The following is an 18010-nucleotide window of genomic DNA, read 5'->3' as shown; positions in this document are numbered from 1 at the left end:
GATGGAGCACGGGATGTTTGTACGTTGGGGCGATAGAGAGGCTATACAAGGCGGATAACATTTCTTACCCCTTCATCGCCCGTTTCCGCCTTTCGAAGTGTTTCGGATTTGACATCTTTATTTCAGGCAATAAAAAAGCCCTGGCCTTGCGTTGCAAAACCAGGGTTGGGATTTCTAAAAGTCCCCCCTTAAGGGCTGGAGAGGGTTTAAACCACCATATTCACAATCCTGCCTTTTACTACAATCAGTTTTTTAGGGGTTTTACCATCCAGGTATTTTTGTACATCGGCATTAGCCAAAACAAAGGCTTCTATTTCTTTAACATCAAGGCTTAACGAGATGCTTAGGTTCATTTTCATTTTACCGTTGATTGAGATTGGGTAAGCAAACTCATCTTCAACCAAATATTCCGCGTTAAATTTAGGGAATGGTGCGTATGATAAAGTACCATCAGCATTACCCAATAACGACCAAAGCTCCTCGCAAATGTGCGGCGCATAAGGCGACAGGATGATCACCATATCCTGCAATATCGCACGGTTATTGCATTTCAAATCGGTTAATTCATTAACAGCGATCATGAAGCTGGATACCGAAGTATTGAACGAGAAACGCTCGATATCTTCTTCAACCTTTTTTATGATCTTATGCAATGATTTCAACTCAGCTTTTGACGGAGCGGCATTGTTTACACCAAACTCCCATGCATCATTATGGAACAACCTCCAGAATTTACGCAGGAATTTGAAAACACCCTCAATACCATTGGTATTCCACGGTTTGCTTTGCTCCAGCGGACCTAAGAACATCTCATACATACGCAATGTATCGGCACCGAAACGGGTTGCTATATCATCCGGATTTACAACGTTGTAATACCGTTTTGACATTTTTTCAACTTCGACGCCACAGATGTATTTGCCGTTTTCCAGGATAAATTCAGCATCGGCAAATTCAGGCCGCCATTGTTTAAACTTGGCAATGTTTAATACTTCGTTTTCAACAATGTTAACATCAACGTGTATGGGCGTAGTTTTATGTTCTTTGATCAATCCGTGCGATACATAGGTGTTGGTACCTTTGCCTTCCTCGTCAATCAGCCTGTAAACAAAATTACTGCGGCCCTGGATCATGCCCTGGTTGATTAATTTTTTGAAAGGTTCTTCCTCAACAACAAGGTCAAGATCCTTCAAAAATTTGTTCCAGAAACGGCTGTACAACAGGTGACCGGTTGCGTGCTCACTGCCACCGATATACAAATCAACGTCTTTCCAGTATTCAATAGCCTCGCGCGATGCAAACTCCTTATCGTTTTTGGCATCCATATAACGGTACCAGTACCAGCTTGAACCAGCCCAGCCCGGCATGGTGCTTAGCTCGTAAGGCAAACCACCTTCATATTTCCAATCCTCTGCACGACCTAACGGCGGTTCGCCAGTTTCGGTGGGGAGATATTTATCAATTTCGGGCAATAGTAATGGCAAGTGGCTTTCATTAATTAAATGAGGTAAACCCTCTTTAAAGTAAACCGGCACCGGCTCGCCCCAGTAACGTTGGCGGCCGAAAATAGCATCGCGCATCCTGAAGTTAACTTTGGCTTTACCGGCATTGATCTCTTCCAGTTTGGCAACCACCGCGGCAGTTGCTTCTTTGTAAGCCAGGCCATTAATAAAATCAGAGTTAATATAAGTCCCTTCCTTGGTTGGATCGGCTTCTGTTTCAATGTTTTGAATATCGAGAATCTGCACTACAGGCAAATTAAAATGCTTTGCGAAAAGGTAATCGCGCTGATCGCCTGATGGTACGGCCATAACCGCGCCTGTTCCGTATCCGGCCAAAACATAATCAGCAATCCAGATTGGAATTTGCTGCCCGTTCAGCGGGTTAAGCACATAGCTACCGGTAAATGCGCCTGATACAGTCTTGGCATCAGCCATCCTGTCAAGCTCCGATTTCTTTTTGGTTTGAGTAATGTAAGCTTCAATTTCTGCCTTTTGCTCAGGTGTGGTTAATGCAGAAACTAATTCATGCTCAGGAGCAATTACCAAGAAGGTGACACCGAAAATAGTATCAACCCTTGTGGTAAACACTTCGATAAAATCGGTACCCAGAGCAGCGTTATGACCTGATTTATCTATCGGGAATTTAACTGAAGCACCAGTACTTTTACCAATCCAGTTCCTTTGCATTTCTTTCAAAGGCTCTGGCCAGTCGATAGTATCAAGGCCTTGCAATAACCTTTCGGCGTATGCGGTAATGCGCATGCTCCATTGGGTCATTTTCTTTTGTTCAACGGGGTAGCCGCCACGCTCGCTAAAGCCGTCTTTTACCTCATCATTGGCCAATACAGTACCAAGGGCAGGGCACCAGTTTACGGTACTTTCGCGCAGGTAGGTAAGGCGGTATTTTAACAGTTCGTCCTGCTGTTGCTGGTTGCTGAACGCTTTCCACTCATCGGCAGTAAAACTTAAAATTTCATCATCACAAACGGCATTAATACCGGCAGAACCTTTTGTTTCAAAATGTGCAACCAGCTGATCAATTGACTGGGCTTTGTCGGCATCTTTATTATACCAGCTGTTAAACAACTGCATGAAGATCCATTGGGTCCATTTATAATAATCGGGAGAGCTGGTACGCACCTCGCGGCTCCAGTCGAACGAAAAGCCGATCTGGTCCAACTGGCGACGATAGGTTGCAATATTATCTTCGGTAGTTATAGCAGGGTGCTGCCCGGTTTGTATGGCGTATTGCTCGGCCGGCAGGCCAAAGCTATCATAGCCCATAGGGTGCAATACGTTAAAGCCTTTTAAGCGTTTGTAGCGTGCAAAAATATCAGAAGCGATATAGCCCAGCGGATGCCCAACGTGCAGGCCGGCCCCAGACGGATAAGGGAACATATCCAGCACATAATATTTGGGCTTACTGCTTTTGTCTTCGGCTTTGAAGGTTTGGTTTTGTGCCCAAAACTGCTGCCACTTTTGCTCTATCTCTTTAAATTGGTAGTCCATTTTATGTTTTACGCTTATGAGGTTGCGAAATTAAGCATTTCCCTATTAGTTTAGTAGTTATTAATGGATTAGTTGAGGGTTAATGGCGTCTTTTTAAACAATTTGCTTTGGTGTTCGTCCCATCAGGAGCTTTTGCATATTTAGGTTAAGGCACAAATTAATCAATCTAAAATTTCAACAGGATGAATCTCCGCAGTTAAAACCGCTCTTTATGTCTCGTCCTAAAAAAGTTTACAGATTTTAGTGTAGTGCTCTTAGATATTTACGGGGCTATAAATACGTAGCGCAGCTGGGGCTTACGTTGCTTTATATTATGATCAGTTATGGCTGCGCAGGTCCCTCCTACTCTGCAACCAGCCAATATCTCCCCACAAAAAAAGCCCGGTCTGGAATTAACCAAACCGGGCTTAATTATTATCGAAACAAAATTAATTATTTCACTTCTTCAAAATCAACATCTGTTACAGTGTCAGAGTTGTCTTGCGCGCCTGCACCGTTATCACCGGCACCTGGCTGACCTTGAGCACCTTCGGCAGAAGCTTTGTACATATCTTCAGACGCAGCAGTCCAGGCAGTGTTAAGCTCTGTTTGTGCAGCTTCGATAGCGTCAAAGTTTTTAGCTGAGTAAGCCTCTTTCAATTTAGCTAAGCCAGCTTCGATAGGAGCTTTTTTATCAGCAGGGATCTTATCACCGTACTCTTTCAATTGTTTTTCAGTCGAGAAGATCAGGGCATCAGCAGCATTCAGTTTTTCAACTTCTTCTTTTGCCTTTTTGTCAGCATCAGCATTAGCCTCAGCTTCGTCCTTCATCTTTTTGATCTCGGCATCAGTTAAACCTGAAGAAGCTTCGATACGGATTTTTTGCTCTTTACCTGTAGCTTTATCTTTGGCAGATACGTGCAGGATACCGTTAGCATCAATATCGAAAGTAACTTCGATTTGTGGTACACCGCGAGGTGCTGGCGGAATGCCATCCAGGTGGAAACGACCTATAGTACGATTACCCGCAGCCATTGGGCGCTCACCCTGTAATATGTGGATCTCAACTGAAGGCTGGCTGTCGCTGGCGGTTGAGAACGTTTCAGATTTTTTAGTAGGGATAGTAGTGTTCGACTCAATTAATTTAGTCATTACACCACCCATTGTTTCGATACCTAATGAAAGCGGGGTAACGTCAAGCAATAATACATCTTTAACCTCACCGGTTAATACACCACCCTGGATAGCAGCACCGATAGCAACAACTTCATCAGGGTTAACACCTTTTGAAGGAGCTTTACCAAAGAATTTTTGTACAGCTTCCTGGATAGCAGGGATACGGGTTGAACCACCTACCAAAATCACTTCGTCGATATCAGAAGTGCTTAAACCGGCATTTTTCAAAGCTGATTTACAAGGCTCAATAGTACGTTTGATCAGGCTATCAGCTAATTGCTCAAATTTAGCACGAGTTAATGTTTTAACTAAGTGCTTAGGCATACCGTCAACTGCAGTAATGTATGGCAGGTTAACTTCAGTTTGAGCAGAGCTTGATAACTCAATTTTAGCTTTCTCAGCCGATTCTTTTAAACGTTGTAAAGCCATTGGGTCTTTACGCAGGTCTAAACCTTCGTCGTTTTTAAACTCGTCGGCTAACCAGTCAATAATTACCTGATCAAAGTCGTCACCACCTAAGTGAGTATCGCCATCGGTAGCTTTTACTTCAAATACACCGTCGCCCAATTCCAATACAGATACGTCATGAGTACCGCCACCGCAGTCAAACACAACAATCTTCATATCTTTATGAGCTTTATCAAAACCGTAAGCTAATGCAGCAGCAGTAGGTTCGTTAATGATACGGCGTACTTTTAAACCAGCAATTTCACCGGCTTCTTTAGTTGCCTGGCGCTGAGCGTCATTAAAGTAAGCAGGAACGGTAATAACCGCTTCGGTTACTTCGGTACCTAAGAAATCTTCGGCAGTTTTCTTCATTTTCTGAAGGATCATTGCAGAAATTTCTTGCGGGGTATATTTACGGTCGCCAATTTCAACACGAGGAGTGTTATTGTCGCCTTTAACTACTTTATAAGGTACACGTGCCGCTTCACTTGTAACTTCGTTAAACTGGTTACCCATAAAGCGTTTAATTGACGAAATGGTTTTTGTAGGGTTTGTAATAGCCTGACGTTTTGCAGGATCACCAACTTTACGTTCGCCATTATCAATAAAAGCTACTACAGACGGCGTAGTACGTTTACCCTCGCTGTTAGCTATAACAACAGGCTCGTTACCTTCCATTACAGCAACGCAGGAGTTTGTTGTTCCTAAGTCGATTCCAATTATTTTAGACATATATGATTGTTTTTTCTTTTTGATTTATTGTTTACTTACCATTGCTGTTTATCAATGCCTGTGCCAATATGCCAATGGCAGTAAAAATTGCCTGTAATTGTCAGTTCATGAACAAGGCGGCAGAATAGCTTACTTTGTGATGACAGGTTGGCAGGACCGTTTTAGGTTAAAGGCGAAAGGTAAAAGGCAAAAGGTTATTGCGTGGTTTGCTAATTGGCAGTATATAGTTTAACTTAAAACACGTAATTATAACACCGTTATGAAATATATCAGGGAGGGCAATAATAAATTCGGAACCATTCTATACACCATCGATGGCAGCTATGTGCGAAAAGGTCAGGGCCGGTTTGGCGACATATTATATACCATAGATGGCAAAATAGTAAAAAAGGGTCAGGGAATGTTTGGCGATGTGGTTTGTAACCTTGACGATAACCTGATCAGGAAAGGCCGTAGTCTCTTTGGCGATGTGCTCTACAATATCGATGGCAACTTTGTACGCGAAGGGCGCAGCCGCTTTAATGATATCAAGTTTTATATTGATGAGTGAGGATAGCGTTTACATAGCAAAGTTTTATTTTATCAATTAACTTTTTATTCAACAATCACTTTCAAAATTTGTATTTAATAAAGTGTAAATTTGTATATGGAGACATTGATTGTACTGCCGAAGGATAAAGAGCAGTTAGCTGCATTAAAAGCAATTATGAAAGCTCTTAAAGTTGATTACAAAACCGAAAAAGGCGAAAAAGCCTATAATAAGGATTTTGTAAATAAAATGAAGCAAAGTGAAGATGATTTAAAGGCCGGTAGAACTACACAAATAACACCTGCCGATATATGGAACTTGTAATAACCGACACTGCTAAAGAAGATATTAGATTTTTCTTAAAAAGTGGCCAGAGTTCTATAGTAAAGAAAATTGAACGTCTACTCATTGCTATAAAAGAATCACCATTTATTGGTATTGGCAAACCAGAGCCGTTAAAACATGAATATTCGGGTAAATGGTCAAGGCGAATTGATAACCAGCACCGCATCATCTACGAAGTGATCGGCGATAACATAATTATTTATTCCTTAAAAGGACATTACGCCTAATCATCTAATTATGTCTCTATAATTTGTCTTCATCAACAACCTACTGCAAACTGCCTACTCAAAAGTGCCAACTGATATGGGCGTTGCCTTCGGCCCTGGCTATATGCTCATACGCCTGCAGGCCTTACGCTCACGGCTGGTATCCGCTCCTATCCCTAACGCACTTCTCGGTTTTATAAAATGCCGTGGATTTTCAACTAAAATCCCTTATATTTATCCTAATCAAACAAACCGCCTCTGTTACTTAACACCCCAAACAGGCTTATTACATTGCCTGGAATTGCATAACAAACAGCCTTATTTAACGGCTGTACCTTCACTTTAAAAAAGCGAACTGGTTTCTTATTGTTATTTAATTCCAACATTAAATGTATTTTATCCAATCACAACGGTTAAAGATGATACCGTTAACACACGCGCAATTATTATTGCTTAAACAAAACCGTAAGCTGCTGGAGCTATCATTAGGCTTAACACCTTCAGCTATGCTGATCGATCCGTTATATATCAAAGAAATTGATGATGCCTTCGATAGTTTCTGGCTGCCTAATACGCTCGCCTTTCCTGATAAATACCTATGGTATACCGGCTGGGAGATTGTTCTTAAAAGCACCAATACTGTCATTGGCGGCATGGGCTTTGCCGGTTATCCTAATGATGCCGGCGAAGCGGAGATTGGTTATATGATCGACGCTAACCAACATAATAAAGGTTATGCTACAGAAGCTTTACAATTACTTTCGCAATGGGCATTTACACATGAATTTGTAAAAGCTATCATAGTGCGCACCTATGCAGATAACCTGCCATCACGAAGGATATTGGAAAAGTGCGGTTTCACTTTAATGAATGAAGTTGAATGCTTATTGACTTATAGCCTGAACCGCGAGTAAACAGATCAGGGAATCACCATGATTTTACCTAAAACGGCAGTCAATTACATAAAAAAACGGCACCGATCATAGATCAGTGCCGTTTTAGTATCTGTTAAACCGAATAATTAATTATTCGCCTTTTTCAGCGTTTTCTTCGTTTTCAGAAGGTGCAGGTGCCTCAGCAGCCGGCTCTTCTTTAACGTCTTCAACTACTACAGCTTCTTCTGCAGCTGCAGGAGCAGCAGTTTTAGCTTTTGCACCAGAACCACCACGACGACGGGTTGATTTCTTAGCAGGAGCAGCAGCGTCAGCACCGTAAACAGTGTTGTAATCAACAAGCTCGATGATTGCCATTTCAGCGTTATCGCCTAAACGGTTTTCTAACTTGATGATACGGGTGTAACCACCCGGACGGTTAGCAATTTTTTCAGCGATTTCGCGGAAAACGATTGATGTAGCGTCTTTATCCTGCAGGTAGCTGAATACTGTACGACGTGAGTGCGTAGTATCGTTTTTTGATTTTGTTAAAAGTGGCTCAACATAACCGCGTAAAACTTTTGCTTTTGCTAATGTTGTAGTGATACGCTTGTGTAAAATAAGCGAAGATGCCATGTTAGCCAGCATCGCTTTGCGGTGGCTGGTAGTACGGCCTAAGTGATTGTTTTTGTTTCCGTGTCTCATTGTTTTATATATTTCACGTGCATACCGTTGGGCGATAGGCTCAAGCCCTCGGAATTATGCTTTCGCTTAATGTTTGCAACAAGAATCAAGACCCAAGAAATCAAGAGTCAAGATATAAAATTCCTGATTCTTGCTTCTCACCGTCTTGCTTCTTTCTTATTCTTCGTCTAACTTAAATTTAGACAGGTTCATGCCAAAAGATAAACCTTTTGACTTAACCAGGTCCTGGATTTCAGTTAACGATTTCTTACCAAAGTTCCTGAATTTTAACATGTCAGCAACATCGTACGATACCAGGTCAGCAAGGCTGCGGATATCAGCAGCTTTAAGGCAGTTAAGGGCACGTACAGAAAGGTCAAGATCAACCAGTTCGGTTTTAAGGATCTTGCGCATATGCAGGATCTCTTCATCCACTTCTTTGGTTTCTTCTTTAGCTTGTGCTTCAAGCATCATGTTTTCATCGCTGAACAGCATAAAGTGCTGGATCAGGATTTTCGCTGCTTCTTTCAAAGCATCTTCAGGGTGGATCGAACCATCGGTAGCAATATCCAATACTAATTTCTCATAGTCGGTTTTTTGCTCAACACGATAGTTTTCGATGGTATATTTTACGTTTTTGATCGGCGTATAGATCGAGTCGATAGCGATCACACCTACGTTAGCGTCAGGATTTTTATTTTCCTCGCTTGGTACGTAACCACGGCCCTTGCCTACAGTAAGCTCAACTTCAAGCGTTACAGCCGGATCCATATTGCAAAGTACCAAATCAGGATTTAATACAGTAAAGTTGTTAGAGAATTTGGTGATATCTCCTGCTTTAAATGCATCCTGGCCATTTACAATAACAAATATTTTCTCGCTGTCGCCAGATTCACCTGTTTTCTTAAAACGAACTTGTTTAAGGTTCAGGATGATCTCGGTTACGTCTTCAACAACACCTTTGATGGTTGAAAATTCATGAGTTACTCCCGAAAAACGAACAGAAGTAATTGCATAACCTTCAAGTGATGAAAGTAAGATACGACGCAGAGCATTACCAATGGTTACACCAAAACCTGGTTCTAACGGACGAAATTCAAACGTACCATCAAAATCATTTGCTTTTTGCATGATAACCTTGTCTGGTTTTTGAAATGCTAAAATTGCCATTTATATCCTTTATTTATTGTTTACTTGATAATTGATTTGAGATATGGGATTTGAGATGTGAGATTTACTCTGCTGTTCAAACGCTTATTCAAATCTTTTGTTTGTGATTTGCATATATACGAAAACCAGAAATGAGATTTGAAAAAACTCTCAAATCTCACATCTGATATCTCATATCTTATTTAGAGTACAACTCAACGATCAGGTTTTCCTTGATGTTTTCAGGGATCTCATCGCGGTTAGGATAGTTAAGGAATTTACCTGTAAGGTTGTTCGCATCCCACTCTAACCAGCTGTATTTGTTGATTCTTCTACCGGCTACTGAAGTAGTGATAGCCTCTAATGATTTAGATTTTTCACGTACTGCAACCACATCACCAGCTTTCAATGCATATGAAGCGATGTTCACAACAGCACCGTTAACAGTGATGTGTTTGTGGTTAACCAATTGACGTGCTGCCGAACGTGTAGGAGCAATACCTAAACGGAAAACAGCGTTATCTAAACGAGCTTCCAGGAATTTCAACAGGTTTTCGCCTGTGATACCTTCTTTAGCTGAAGCACGGTGAAATAAGTTTTCGAACTGACGCTCTAATACACCATAAGTGTATTTAACTTTTTGTTTCTCTTGCAACTGAGTAGAGTACTCTGATTGCTTTCCACGGCGTTTTGAAGCACCGTGCATGCCCGGAGGATAGTTTTTACGTTCTAACGCTTTGTCCGGACCGAAGATCGGCTCACGGAAACGACGGGCAATTTTGGATTTTGGTCCTGTATATCTGGCCATTTTTGTGTGTTCTTAAAGTATCATGCAGCCTGCAGCTGCCGAATCTTAGCTTTAAAAAATATGTTAATTAAACTCTTCTTCTTTTTGAAGGACGGCAACCGTTGTGTGGAAGCGGTGTAATATCTTTAATCGTAGTTACTTCGATACCTGCAGTTTGCAAAGTACGGATAGCTGACTCACGACCGGCACCTGGGCCTTTTACAAATACTTCAACTTTACGTAAACCTAAGTCATAAGCAACTTTACCGCAATCGGCAGCAGCTTGTGAGGCAGCGTAAGGAGTATTCTTTTTTGAACCTTTGAAACCCATTTTACCAGCTGATGACCATGAAACTGCCTGGCCGGTTTTGTTGGTAAGGGTGATGATGATGTTGTTGAAAGTAGCATTGATGTGTGCTTCGCCAACCGGCTCAACAATCACAATGCGTTTCTTGGTTACTTTTTTAGCTTTAGCCATTTTTTTAATTTTTGAATTAATGAATTACTGAATTAACGAATAATCCGGACCCATTAATTATACTGTCAAAATGAGGTATTCCTGATGATTTAAAGGTTATCAAGCGGCAATTAACCAATCTCTAACCTCTAAGCACCAATCACTATTTAGTAGCTTTTTTCTTGTTAGCAACTGTTTTACGTTTACCTTTACGGGTACGTGAGTTGTTTTTAGTACGCTGACCACGTAATGGTAAACCTTTACGGTGACGTGTACCGCGGTAACAACCAATATCCATCAAACGCTTAATGTTAAGCTGCACTTCTGAACGTAATGCACCTTCAACCTTAATTTGGTCGTTAATAATTCCGCGTATAGAAGATAATTGCTCATCGGTCCAGTCTTGTACTTTGATATTAAAATCAATACCAGCCTCAGTCAAAATTCTTTGAGCTGTTGAGCGGCCAATACCGAAAATGTAAGTAAGTCCGATTTCTCCTCTTTTATTCTTTGGTAAATCAATACCTGATATCCTTGCCATATTGTTTATTTAGTGATTTAGTGACTTAGTGATTGGGTGAGTTTTAAATGCTGATAAATTCAACAACTCACTAATTCACTAATTCAAAATTAATTTTTCTTAGCCCTGGCGTTGTTTAAACTTCGGGTTCTTCTTGTTAATAACGTAAAGTTTCCCGTTACGGCGGATGATCTTGCAATCAGCGCTGCGCTTTTTGATGGATGCTCTAACTTTCATCTTTTTATTTATATCTATAGGTTATTCTACCCTTTGTTAAATCGTATGGACTCATTTCCAGCTTCACCCTGTCGCCAGGAAGAATTTTAATGTAGTGCATACGCATTTTGCCCGATATGTGCGCTATAATCTCATGACCATTTTCAAGTTCAACTCTGAACATTGCATTTGACAATGCCTCTCTAATTGTACCGTCTTGCTCAATCGAAGATTGTTTAGCCATATTTTGTTGATTATTACTTAATTATCCGCCCTAAAACCGGGATGCAAAATTAATAAAAAATTATTTAATTATTATTTTTTTCTTTTAAAACATTTTCTACGTAATCAAACGTCGATAAAATGTCTGGAGTACCTTTTCGTACCGCTACTGTATGCTCATAATGTGCCGAAGGTTTCTTGTCAGATGTTGAAACTGTCCAGCCATCATCCCAAAACTTAACACCGGCACGGCCGGCATTGATCATGGGCTCAATGGCTATCACCATGCCTTCTTCCAGTTTGATACCGGCACCGCGTTTGCCATAGTTAGGTACTTCGGGCTTTTCGTGCAGCTTTAATCCTACACCATGGCCAACAAGTTCCTTTACTACACCAAAGCCGTTCTTTTCGGCATGCTCCTGTACCGCATATCCGATATCACCTACCCGCATCCCTACAACCGCTTTCTCAACACCCAGCTTTAAGCATTCCTGCGTTACACGCATCAGCTTTTTAACCTGGTCGTTAACCTCACCAATGGCAAAGGTATAAGCCGAGTCGCCGTAGTATTTATTTAAAACAACGCCGCAATCAACTGATACCAGGTCGCCCTCAGTTAAAACATGCGATCCGGGGAAGCCGTGTACAACCTGGTCATTCAGGGAGATACACAGTGAATAAGGAAATCCGTGATAGTTTAAAAAGGCAGGAACACCGCCGTTGTCCCGTATAAAGGTTTCGGCAAGCTTATCCAGTTCAATTGTTTTAACACCCGGAGCAATAACCTTAGCTATTTCTCCGAGTGTTTTTGAAACAAGTAAAGAACTTTCTCTTATGAGTTCTATCTCTTCGACAGACTTATAATTGATTTTTGACATTGCTAATTAAATCGCTGTCGGACTGGTACCGGCAGCGGCAGGCATAGCTGTACGTCCCTTAATCCGTCCGGTTTTCATTAAACCATCATAATGGCGCATCAACAGGTGACTTTCTATTTGCTGTAATGTATCCAAAACAACACCTACAAGGATGATCAGCGATGTACCGCCAAAGAACCTTGCAAATATTGGAGATACACCAACCAAACTGGCCAATGCCGGGATGATTGCTATAATAGCCAGGAATACTGATCCTGGTAAAGTGATCTTTGAAATTACGCCATCAATAAACTCAGCAGTAGTACGGCCTGGTTTAATGCCTGGTATAAAGCCACCATTCTTCTTCATATCATCGGCCATTTGGTTAGGGTTAACCGTAATGGCGGTATAGAAGTAAGTGAACAGGATAATCAGGATACCAAACAACAGGTTATGCTCCCATGAGTTATAATTAGCCAAAGCTATCAATATACCGCTTGATGACACATTAGGGAAAAACTGCGATACAGTTTGTGGGATAAACATCAATGCCTGAGCAAATATGATTGGCATTACACCTGCAGCATTTACCTTCAAAGGTATGTACTGGCGTACACCGCCATATTGTTTGTTACCCACAATACGTTTAGCGTATTGTACCGAAATTTTACGTGTCCCCTGTACTATCAGTATAGTAAACATTACCACACCAATAAGACCTACGATCTCCACAATGAAAGCAATTAAACCACCGGCACCGCCATTACGCGAAATGAATTCGGTTGTAAAAGCGCCTGGTAACTGAGCAATGATACCCACCATGATAATAAGTGAGATACCGTTACCGATACCTTTATCGGTGATCTTTTCGCCTAACCACATTACGAATAATGTACCTGCCGTTAATACAAAAGTATTAAGGAAGATGAAGGTAAAAGGATCGGCAATGGTCCTTGCATCAGCAGCAACCTGCGATTTAAGGTAACCTATAGCCTGTAAAAAGGTAATACCTATTGTCAGGTAGCGGGTCCATTGGTTAAGCTTGTTGCGACCGCTTTCACCTTCTTTTTGCAATTTGGTAAAATACGGAACGGCAATACCCAGCAGTTGCACCACAATTGAAGCCGAAATGTAAGGCATAACACCTAATGCGAAAATAGAGGAACGTGAAAACGATCCTCCTGCAAACATATTCAGCAATCCTACTAATCCTTCTGCTTTTTGGGTTGATGCTACCGCGGCGTTAACGCCCGGCAAAACCACGAATGAGCCTACACGATATATTAAAAGAAATAAGAGTGTGTTAGTAATACGCACTCTCAAATCTTCGATTTTCCAGATATTGGATAATGTGGTGAAAAATTTCTTCATCGAAATTATAACTTAACTATGGTACCACCTGCAGCTTCAATAGCTTTTTGAGCTGTAGCAGTAAATGCATGTGCTTTAACTTCTAATTTGGCAGTAAGCTCACCACGGCCCAGGATCTTAACCAGGTCGTTACGTGATACCAAACCGTGCTCTTTCAAAGTATCAAAATCAACAGCAGTAAGCGAAAACTTTGTTACTAATTCCTGAAGTACGTCAAGGTTTACACCTGTGTACTCAACACGGTTAGGGTTTTTAAAGCCCACTTTAGGCACACGGCGCTGTAAAGGCATCTGACCGCCTTCAAAGCCTACCTTGGTGCTGGTACCTGAACGTGAACCGGCGCCTTTGTGGCCACGGGTTGACGTACCGCCACGGCCAGAACCTGTACCACGGCCAATTCTTTTTCTATTTTTGGTTGAACCTTCTGCAGGTTTTAAATTACTTAAATTCATGATATTAAATATTTTCAACCGCTACCAGGTGGTTCACTTTCCTAACCATCCCAACTATAGCAGGTGTAGCCTCAACTTCCACACTGTGGTTAATTTTACGCAAGCCTAAAGCCTCGATTGTTTTTTTCTGGCGTTCCGTTCTGTCGATCACGCTCTTAATCTGTGTTATTTTGATCTTAGCCATGACTGATTATCCGTTAAATACTTTACCTAAACTAATTCCGCGCTGTTGTGCTACTGTATTTGCATCACGTAACTGGGCTAATGCCGATACGGTTGCTTTTACCACGTTGTGCGGGTTTGATGAACCTTTTGATTTTGCCAATACGTTGTGTACACCTGCCGACTCTAATACGGCACGCATAGCACCACCTGCAATTACACCGGTACCGTTAGCAGCTGGTTTAATGAAAACAAAACCACCGCTAAATTTACCAATTTGCTCATGAGGTACAGTTCCGTTAATAATTGGAACTTTTACCAGGTTCTTTTTAGCATCATCAATGCCTTTAGCAATAGCTTCAGTTACCTCTTTAGCTTTACCTAAACCGTAACCTACAACACCGTTTTCATCACCTACTACCACGATAGCAGAGAAGCTGAAAGTACGGCCGCCTTTGGTTACTTTGGCAACACGCTGTATGCTTACCAAGCGGTCTTTTAATTCGATCTCGCTTGTTTTTACTCTTTTTATGTTGATTGTTGACATTTCTCTTTTCGATTAAAAGTTTAAACCACCTTCACGTGCACCTTCGGCCAATGACTTAACACGGCCATGGTACAGGTAACCGTTCCTGTCGAAAACCACATCTTTAATACCTGCAGCGATAGCTTTTGAAGCTACCAGTTTGCCTACAGCTACTGATTGATCTGATTTTGTACCTTCAGCGGCAAAATCTTTTGATAAAGATGATGCTGAAACTAAAGTTTTACCGGTTACATCGTCAATGATCTGCGCATAAATACCTTTATTACTTCTAAATACTGACAGGCGGGGACGTTCTGTTGACCCTGAAAGGCGTTTCCTGATGCCTTTTTTAATCCTGTCTCTTCTTGATAGTTTAGCTCCCATGACGATTATTTTTTAGATGCTGATTTACCTGCTTTTCTTCTCAAAATCTCGCCCTGGAACTTGATACCTTTACCTTTGTAAGGCTCTGGTGCACGTAATGAACGGATTTTAGCTGCTACCTGGCCAATTAACTGTTTGTCAATTGATTCAAGGATGATGGTTGGGTTTTTACCCTTATCAGCAGTGGTTGTAACTTTAATTTCTTGAGGTAATTCAAATACATAGTGGTGAGAGAAACCCAACACTAAATCTAATGTATTACCGGTATTGGTGGCACGGTAACCTACACCCACTAATTCCTGGGTTACTTTGTAACCTTCAGTTACACCAATTACCATGTTATTTAAAAGCGCGCGGTATAAACCATGTAACGCTTTATGACGTTTTTGATCAGACGGGCGTTGAACCAGTAACTGACCGTCTTCCTGTGCAATAGTGATATCGCTATCAATTGCCTGTTGCAACTGGCCTTTAGGACCTTTTACGGTAACAACATTATCTGCTGAAACTGTAATGGTTACTCCCTGTGGCAGTGCTATCGGTGCTTTTCCTACTCTTGACATTGCTTAAATTTCTTCTGTTAATAAACGTAGCATAAAACCTCACCACCAACATTTTGCTGACGAGCTTCTTTATCAGACATAACGCCTTTAGAAGTTGACAGGATGGCGATACCTAAACCATTTAGTACACGTGGCATGTTTTCCATACCTGCGTATTTCCTCAAACCTGGTTTGCTGATGCGCGAAATGCTGCGGATAGCAGAAATTTTAGTTATCGGGTGGTATTTCAAAGCAACTTTGATAGTGCCCTGAGGACCATTATCCTCAAACTTATAATTTGCAATGTAACCTTTGTCGAAAAGCACCTTAGTGATTTCCTTCTTCAGATTTGATGCAGGAATTTCAACAACCCGGTGGTTGGCTTTAATAGCATTCCTTACTCTTGTAAGATAATCTGCGATTGGATCTGTATTCATTTTATTGTGTTATGACGGTGGTTTCCTTCCGGTAACATCCCGGGCGACCTTCCATCGGTTAATTCATTCATTTTAAGCTCAATGCATAAAGCAAAAAGCCTAAAGCTTTTATGCCTTACGCTTTTCGCCTTTTGCTTTCAGCTTTTGCTTACCAGCTTGCTTTTTTCACTCCCGGGATCTTGCCTTCAAGAGCCATTTCACGGAATGTAACACGTGAGATGCCAAACTGACGCATATAACCACGAGGGCGGCCGGTTAATTTGCAACGGTTGTGCAGTTTTACCGGTGATGATGCTTTTGGTAATTTATCTAAAGCAGCGTAATCGCCAGCTTCTTTTAAAGCAGCTCTTTTTTCAGCGTATTTAGCTACTAATTTTGCGCGCTTTACTTCACGTGCTTTTACACCTTCTTTAGCCATTGCTATTTTGATTTTTAAATGGTAAACCAAATTGTTTCAACAACTCCAATGCTTCAACATCGTTTGTTGCGGAGGTTACAAAGGTAATATCCATACCTTGGATTTTATTGATTTTGTCAATATTTATCTCAGGGAAGATAATTTGCTCAGTAATACCTAATGTATAGTTGCCGCGGCCATCAAAACCTTTATCGTTGATGCCTTTGAAGTCACGGATACGTGGCAGGGCTACAGCGATTAAACGATCCAAAAACTCGTACATTGTGTTGTCACGCAGGGTAACACGTACGCCAACCGGCATATTTTTACGCAATTTAAAGTTTGAGATATCTTTTTTAGATTTTGAAGATACTGCCTGCTGACCAGTGATGGTAGTTAACTCAGTGATGGTGTTTTCGATCAATTTCTTGTCGGTAGTTGCACCACCTACACCCTGGTTAATGGCAATTTTCTCCAATTTAGGAACCTGCATTACGCTTTTGTACTGAAATTTATCTTTCAGCGCGGTGCGGATTTCGTCCTTGTATTTTGATTTTAATCTTGGTACGTAAGTCATTACTTAATTTCCTCCCCTGATTTTTTTGCTACCCTTACTAATTTGCCGGCGTCATTTTTTTGACGGCCAACACGGGTTGTATTACCTGTTTTAGGATCAACCAGCATTAGGTTTGAAATATGTATAGCAGCTTCTTGTTTAACAATTCCGCCGTTAGGGTTAGCAGCATTAGGTTTTGTATGTTTTGATACCATATTGGCCCCTTCCACAATAGCCCTGTTCTTATCTACCAAAACCTCAACGATTTTGCCTTGTGATCCTTTTGAATCGCCGGCGATAACTTTAACCAGGTCGCCTTTACGGATCTTTAATTTTACTTTCTTTTCCATGTTACAATACCTCCGGTGCTAATGATACAATTTTCATAAATTGTTTCTCGCGCAGTTCCCTTGCAACAGGGCCAAAGATACGTGTACCTCTTGGCTCGTCCTGGTTGTTTAACAACACAGCTGCGTTATCGTCGAAACGGATATATGAACCGTCTTTTCTGCGGATCTCTTTTTTAGTACGCACAACTACGGCTTTTGATACGGTACCTTTTTTAACGTTACCTGATGGTAAAGCGCTTTTTACGGTAACCACAATTTTATCGCCGATTGATGCATACCTTTTACCGGTACCACCCAATACACGGATCACTAAAACTTCTTTAGCGCCGCTATTGTCGGCTACTGTTAATCTTGATTCCTGTTGTACCATCTTATTTAGCCCTTTCTAAAATTTCAACTAATCGCCAGTTTTTGGTTTTGCTCAGCGGGCGGGTTTCCATGATCAATACTGTATCGCCTACGCCACAAGTATTGGTTTCATCATGAGCCATAAATTTGGTAGTCTTTTTTACGAACTTACCGTAAATAGGGTGTTTCACCTTACGTTCAACGGCCACAACGATAGATTTCTCCATTTTGTTGCTAACTACAAGGCCGGTACGTGTTTTTCTTAAATTTCTTTCCAATTCCATTGTCTGAATGTT

General features: G+C 41.3%; 26 protein-coding genes. 4 read left to right on the top strand and 22 right to left on the bottom strand.

The window, feature by feature from the left end; all coding sequences use genetic code 11:
* Positions 1–206: 206 nt before the first annotated feature.
* A complete protein-coding gene (gene leuS, locus J3L18_RS30375) occupies positions 207–3011 on the bottom strand; it encodes a leucine--tRNA ligase (RefSeq protein ID WP_129569158.1) in 2805 nt (934 codons plus the stop codon).
* Positions 3012–3443: 432 nt separating this feature from the next.
* Positions 3444–5345, bottom strand: a complete 1902-nt coding sequence (gene dnaK / locus J3L18_RS30370; protein WP_091165423.1) for a molecular chaperone DnaK — start codon at positions 5343–5345, stop codon at positions 3444–3446.
* 259 nt (positions 5346–5604) lie between these two features.
* On the opposite strand from dnaK, the gene J3L18_RS30365 reads away from it, so the two are divergent.
* From J3L18_RS30365 to J3L18_RS30350, 4 genes are all read left to right on the top strand, one after another.
* Positions 5605–5895 (top strand): 6-fold beta flower protein, encoded by a 291-nt coding sequence (locus J3L18_RS30365; RefSeq protein ID WP_129569159.1) that lies wholly within the window; start codon positions 5605–5607, stop codon positions 5893–5895.
* A 96-nt stretch (positions 5896–5991) separates the two neighbouring features.
* Positions 5992–6198 (top strand): DUF2683 family protein, encoded by a 207-nt coding sequence (locus J3L18_RS30360; protein WP_091165417.1) that lies wholly within the window; start codon positions 5992–5994, stop codon positions 6196–6198.
* Complete coding sequence (locus tag J3L18_RS30355) at positions 6186–6446, top strand: Txe/YoeB family addiction module toxin (protein ID WP_129569160.1); 261 nt, start codon at positions 6186–6188, stop codon at positions 6444–6446. Before J3L18_RS30360 ends, J3L18_RS30355 begins: the two co-directional genes overlap by 13 nt.
* Positions 6447–6844: 398 nt before the next feature.
* Positions 6845–7339 (top strand): GNAT family N-acetyltransferase, encoded by a 495-nt coding sequence (locus J3L18_RS30350; protein WP_189549181.1) that lies wholly within the window; start codon positions 6845–6847, stop codon positions 7337–7339.
* 111 nt (positions 7340–7450) lie between these two features.
* On the opposite strand, the gene rplQ is transcribed toward J3L18_RS30350, so the two are convergent.
* From rplQ to rpsQ, 20 genes are all read right to left on the bottom strand, one after another.
* Positions 7451–8002, bottom strand: coding sequence for a 50S ribosomal protein L17 (gene rplQ, locus J3L18_RS30345; RefSeq protein WP_129569162.1), 552 nt, complete (start codon positions 8000–8002; stop codon positions 7451–7453).
* 156 nt (positions 8003–8158) lie between these two features.
* The gene (locus J3L18_RS30340; protein WP_090529218.1) at positions 8159–9151 is read right to left on the bottom strand and encodes a DNA-directed RNA polymerase subunit alpha; all 993 of its coding nucleotides are present in this window, start codon (positions 9149–9151) and stop codon (positions 8159–8161) included.
* Positions 9152–9329: 178 nt separating this feature from the next.
* Positions 9330–9938, bottom strand: coding sequence for a 30S ribosomal protein S4 (gene rpsD, locus J3L18_RS30335; RefSeq protein WP_090529221.1), 609 nt, complete (start codon positions 9936–9938; stop codon positions 9330–9332).
* Positions 9939–10005: 67 nt separating this feature from the next.
* Positions 10006–10395: a 30S ribosomal protein S11 gene (rpsK, locus tag J3L18_RS30330; RefSeq protein ID WP_090529224.1), complete on the bottom strand. Its 390-nt coding sequence runs from the start codon at positions 10393–10395 to the stop codon at positions 10006–10008.
* A gap of 142 nt (positions 10396–10537) precedes the next feature.
* Positions 10538–10915 carry a 30S ribosomal protein S13 gene (rpsM, locus tag J3L18_RS30325; protein ID WP_090529226.1) on the bottom strand — a complete coding sequence of 126 codons (378 nt, stop codon included), beginning with the start codon at positions 10913–10915 and terminating at the stop codon, positions 10538–10540.
* A 99-nt stretch (positions 10916–11014) separates the two neighbouring features.
* Entirely contained in the window at positions 11015–11131 is a 117-nt protein-coding gene (ykgO, locus tag J3L18_RS30320; RefSeq protein WP_022833269.1) for a type B 50S ribosomal protein L36, read from the bottom strand.
* Positions 11132–11135: 4 nt separating this feature from the next.
* A complete protein-coding gene (gene infA / locus J3L18_RS30315) occupies positions 11136–11354 on the bottom strand; it encodes a translation initiation factor IF-1 (protein WP_022833270.1) in 219 nt (72 codons plus the stop codon).
* A 64-nt stretch (positions 11355–11418) separates the two neighbouring features.
* Positions 11419–12210: a type I methionyl aminopeptidase gene (gene map / locus J3L18_RS30310; RefSeq protein ID WP_129569163.1), complete on the bottom strand. Its 792-nt coding sequence runs from the start codon at positions 12208–12210 to the stop codon at positions 11419–11421.
* 6 nt (positions 12211–12216) lie between these two features.
* A complete protein-coding gene (gene secY, locus J3L18_RS30305) occupies positions 12217–13560 on the bottom strand; it encodes a preprotein translocase subunit SecY (protein WP_129569164.1) in 1344 nt (447 codons plus the stop codon).
* Positions 13561–13565: 5 nt separating this feature from the next.
* Positions 13566–14012: a 50S ribosomal protein L15 gene (gene rplO, locus J3L18_RS30300; protein WP_090529235.1), complete on the bottom strand. Its 447-nt coding sequence runs from the start codon at positions 14010–14012 to the stop codon at positions 13566–13568.
* A gap of 4 nt (positions 14013–14016) precedes the next feature.
* A complete protein-coding gene (rpmD, locus tag J3L18_RS30295; RefSeq protein WP_022833274.1) occupies positions 14017–14196 on the bottom strand; it encodes a 50S ribosomal protein L30 in 180 nt (59 codons plus the stop codon).
* Positions 14197–14202: 6 nt separating this feature from the next.
* Positions 14203–14721 (bottom strand): 30S ribosomal protein S5, encoded by a 519-nt coding sequence (gene rpsE / locus J3L18_RS30290; RefSeq protein WP_090529238.1) that lies wholly within the window; start codon positions 14719–14721, stop codon positions 14203–14205.
* A 12-nt stretch (positions 14722–14733) separates the two neighbouring features.
* The gene (gene rplR, locus J3L18_RS30285) at positions 14734–15084 is read right to left on the bottom strand and encodes a 50S ribosomal protein L18 (protein ID WP_090529241.1); all 351 of its coding nucleotides are present in this window, start codon (positions 15082–15084) and stop codon (positions 14734–14736) included.
* Positions 15085–15089: 5 nt separating this feature from the next.
* Positions 15090–15647, bottom strand: coding sequence for a 50S ribosomal protein L6 (gene rplF, locus J3L18_RS30280; RefSeq protein WP_090529244.1), 558 nt, complete (start codon positions 15645–15647; stop codon positions 15090–15092).
* 17 nt (positions 15648–15664) lie between these two features.
* Positions 15665–16063, bottom strand: a complete 399-nt coding sequence (gene rpsH, locus J3L18_RS30275; RefSeq protein ID WP_090529247.1) for a 30S ribosomal protein S8 — start codon at positions 16061–16063, stop codon at positions 15665–15667.
* Between the two features lie 148 nt (positions 16064–16211).
* The gene (gene rpsN / locus J3L18_RS30270; RefSeq protein ID WP_090529250.1) at positions 16212–16481 is read right to left on the bottom strand and encodes a 30S ribosomal protein S14; all 270 of its coding nucleotides are present in this window, start codon (positions 16479–16481) and stop codon (positions 16212–16214) included.
* Complete coding sequence (gene rplE, locus J3L18_RS30265) at positions 16474–17037, bottom strand: 50S ribosomal protein L5 (protein WP_090529254.1); 564 nt, start codon at positions 17035–17037, stop codon at positions 16474–16476. Before rplE ends, rpsN begins: the two co-directional genes overlap by 8 nt.
* Positions 17037–17366, bottom strand: a complete 330-nt coding sequence (rplX, locus tag J3L18_RS30260; RefSeq protein ID WP_090529257.1) for a 50S ribosomal protein L24 — start codon at positions 17364–17366, stop codon at positions 17037–17039. Before rplX ends, rplE begins: the two co-directional genes overlap by 1 nt.
* A gap of 1 nt (position 17367) precedes the next feature.
* Positions 17368–17736, bottom strand: coding sequence for a 50S ribosomal protein L14 (gene rplN / locus J3L18_RS30255; RefSeq protein WP_090529260.1), 369 nt, complete (start codon positions 17734–17736; stop codon positions 17368–17370).
* Between the two features lies 1 nt (position 17737).
* On the bottom strand, positions 17738–17992 hold the full coding sequence (rpsQ, locus tag J3L18_RS30250) for a 30S ribosomal protein S17 (protein WP_091166929.1): 255 nt from the start codon (positions 17990–17992) through the stop codon (positions 17738–17740).
* Between the last annotated feature and the right edge of the window lie 18 nt (positions 17993–18010).

This window comes from Mucilaginibacter gossypii, from assembly GCF_017569325.2.
GTDB classification, from domain to species: Bacteria; Bacteroidota; Bacteroidia; order Sphingobacteriales; family Sphingobacteriaceae; genus Mucilaginibacter; species Mucilaginibacter gossypii.
The sequence above is the reverse complement of the archived record's forward strand: the minus strand, read 5'-3'. Positions and strand labels throughout refer to the sequence as shown.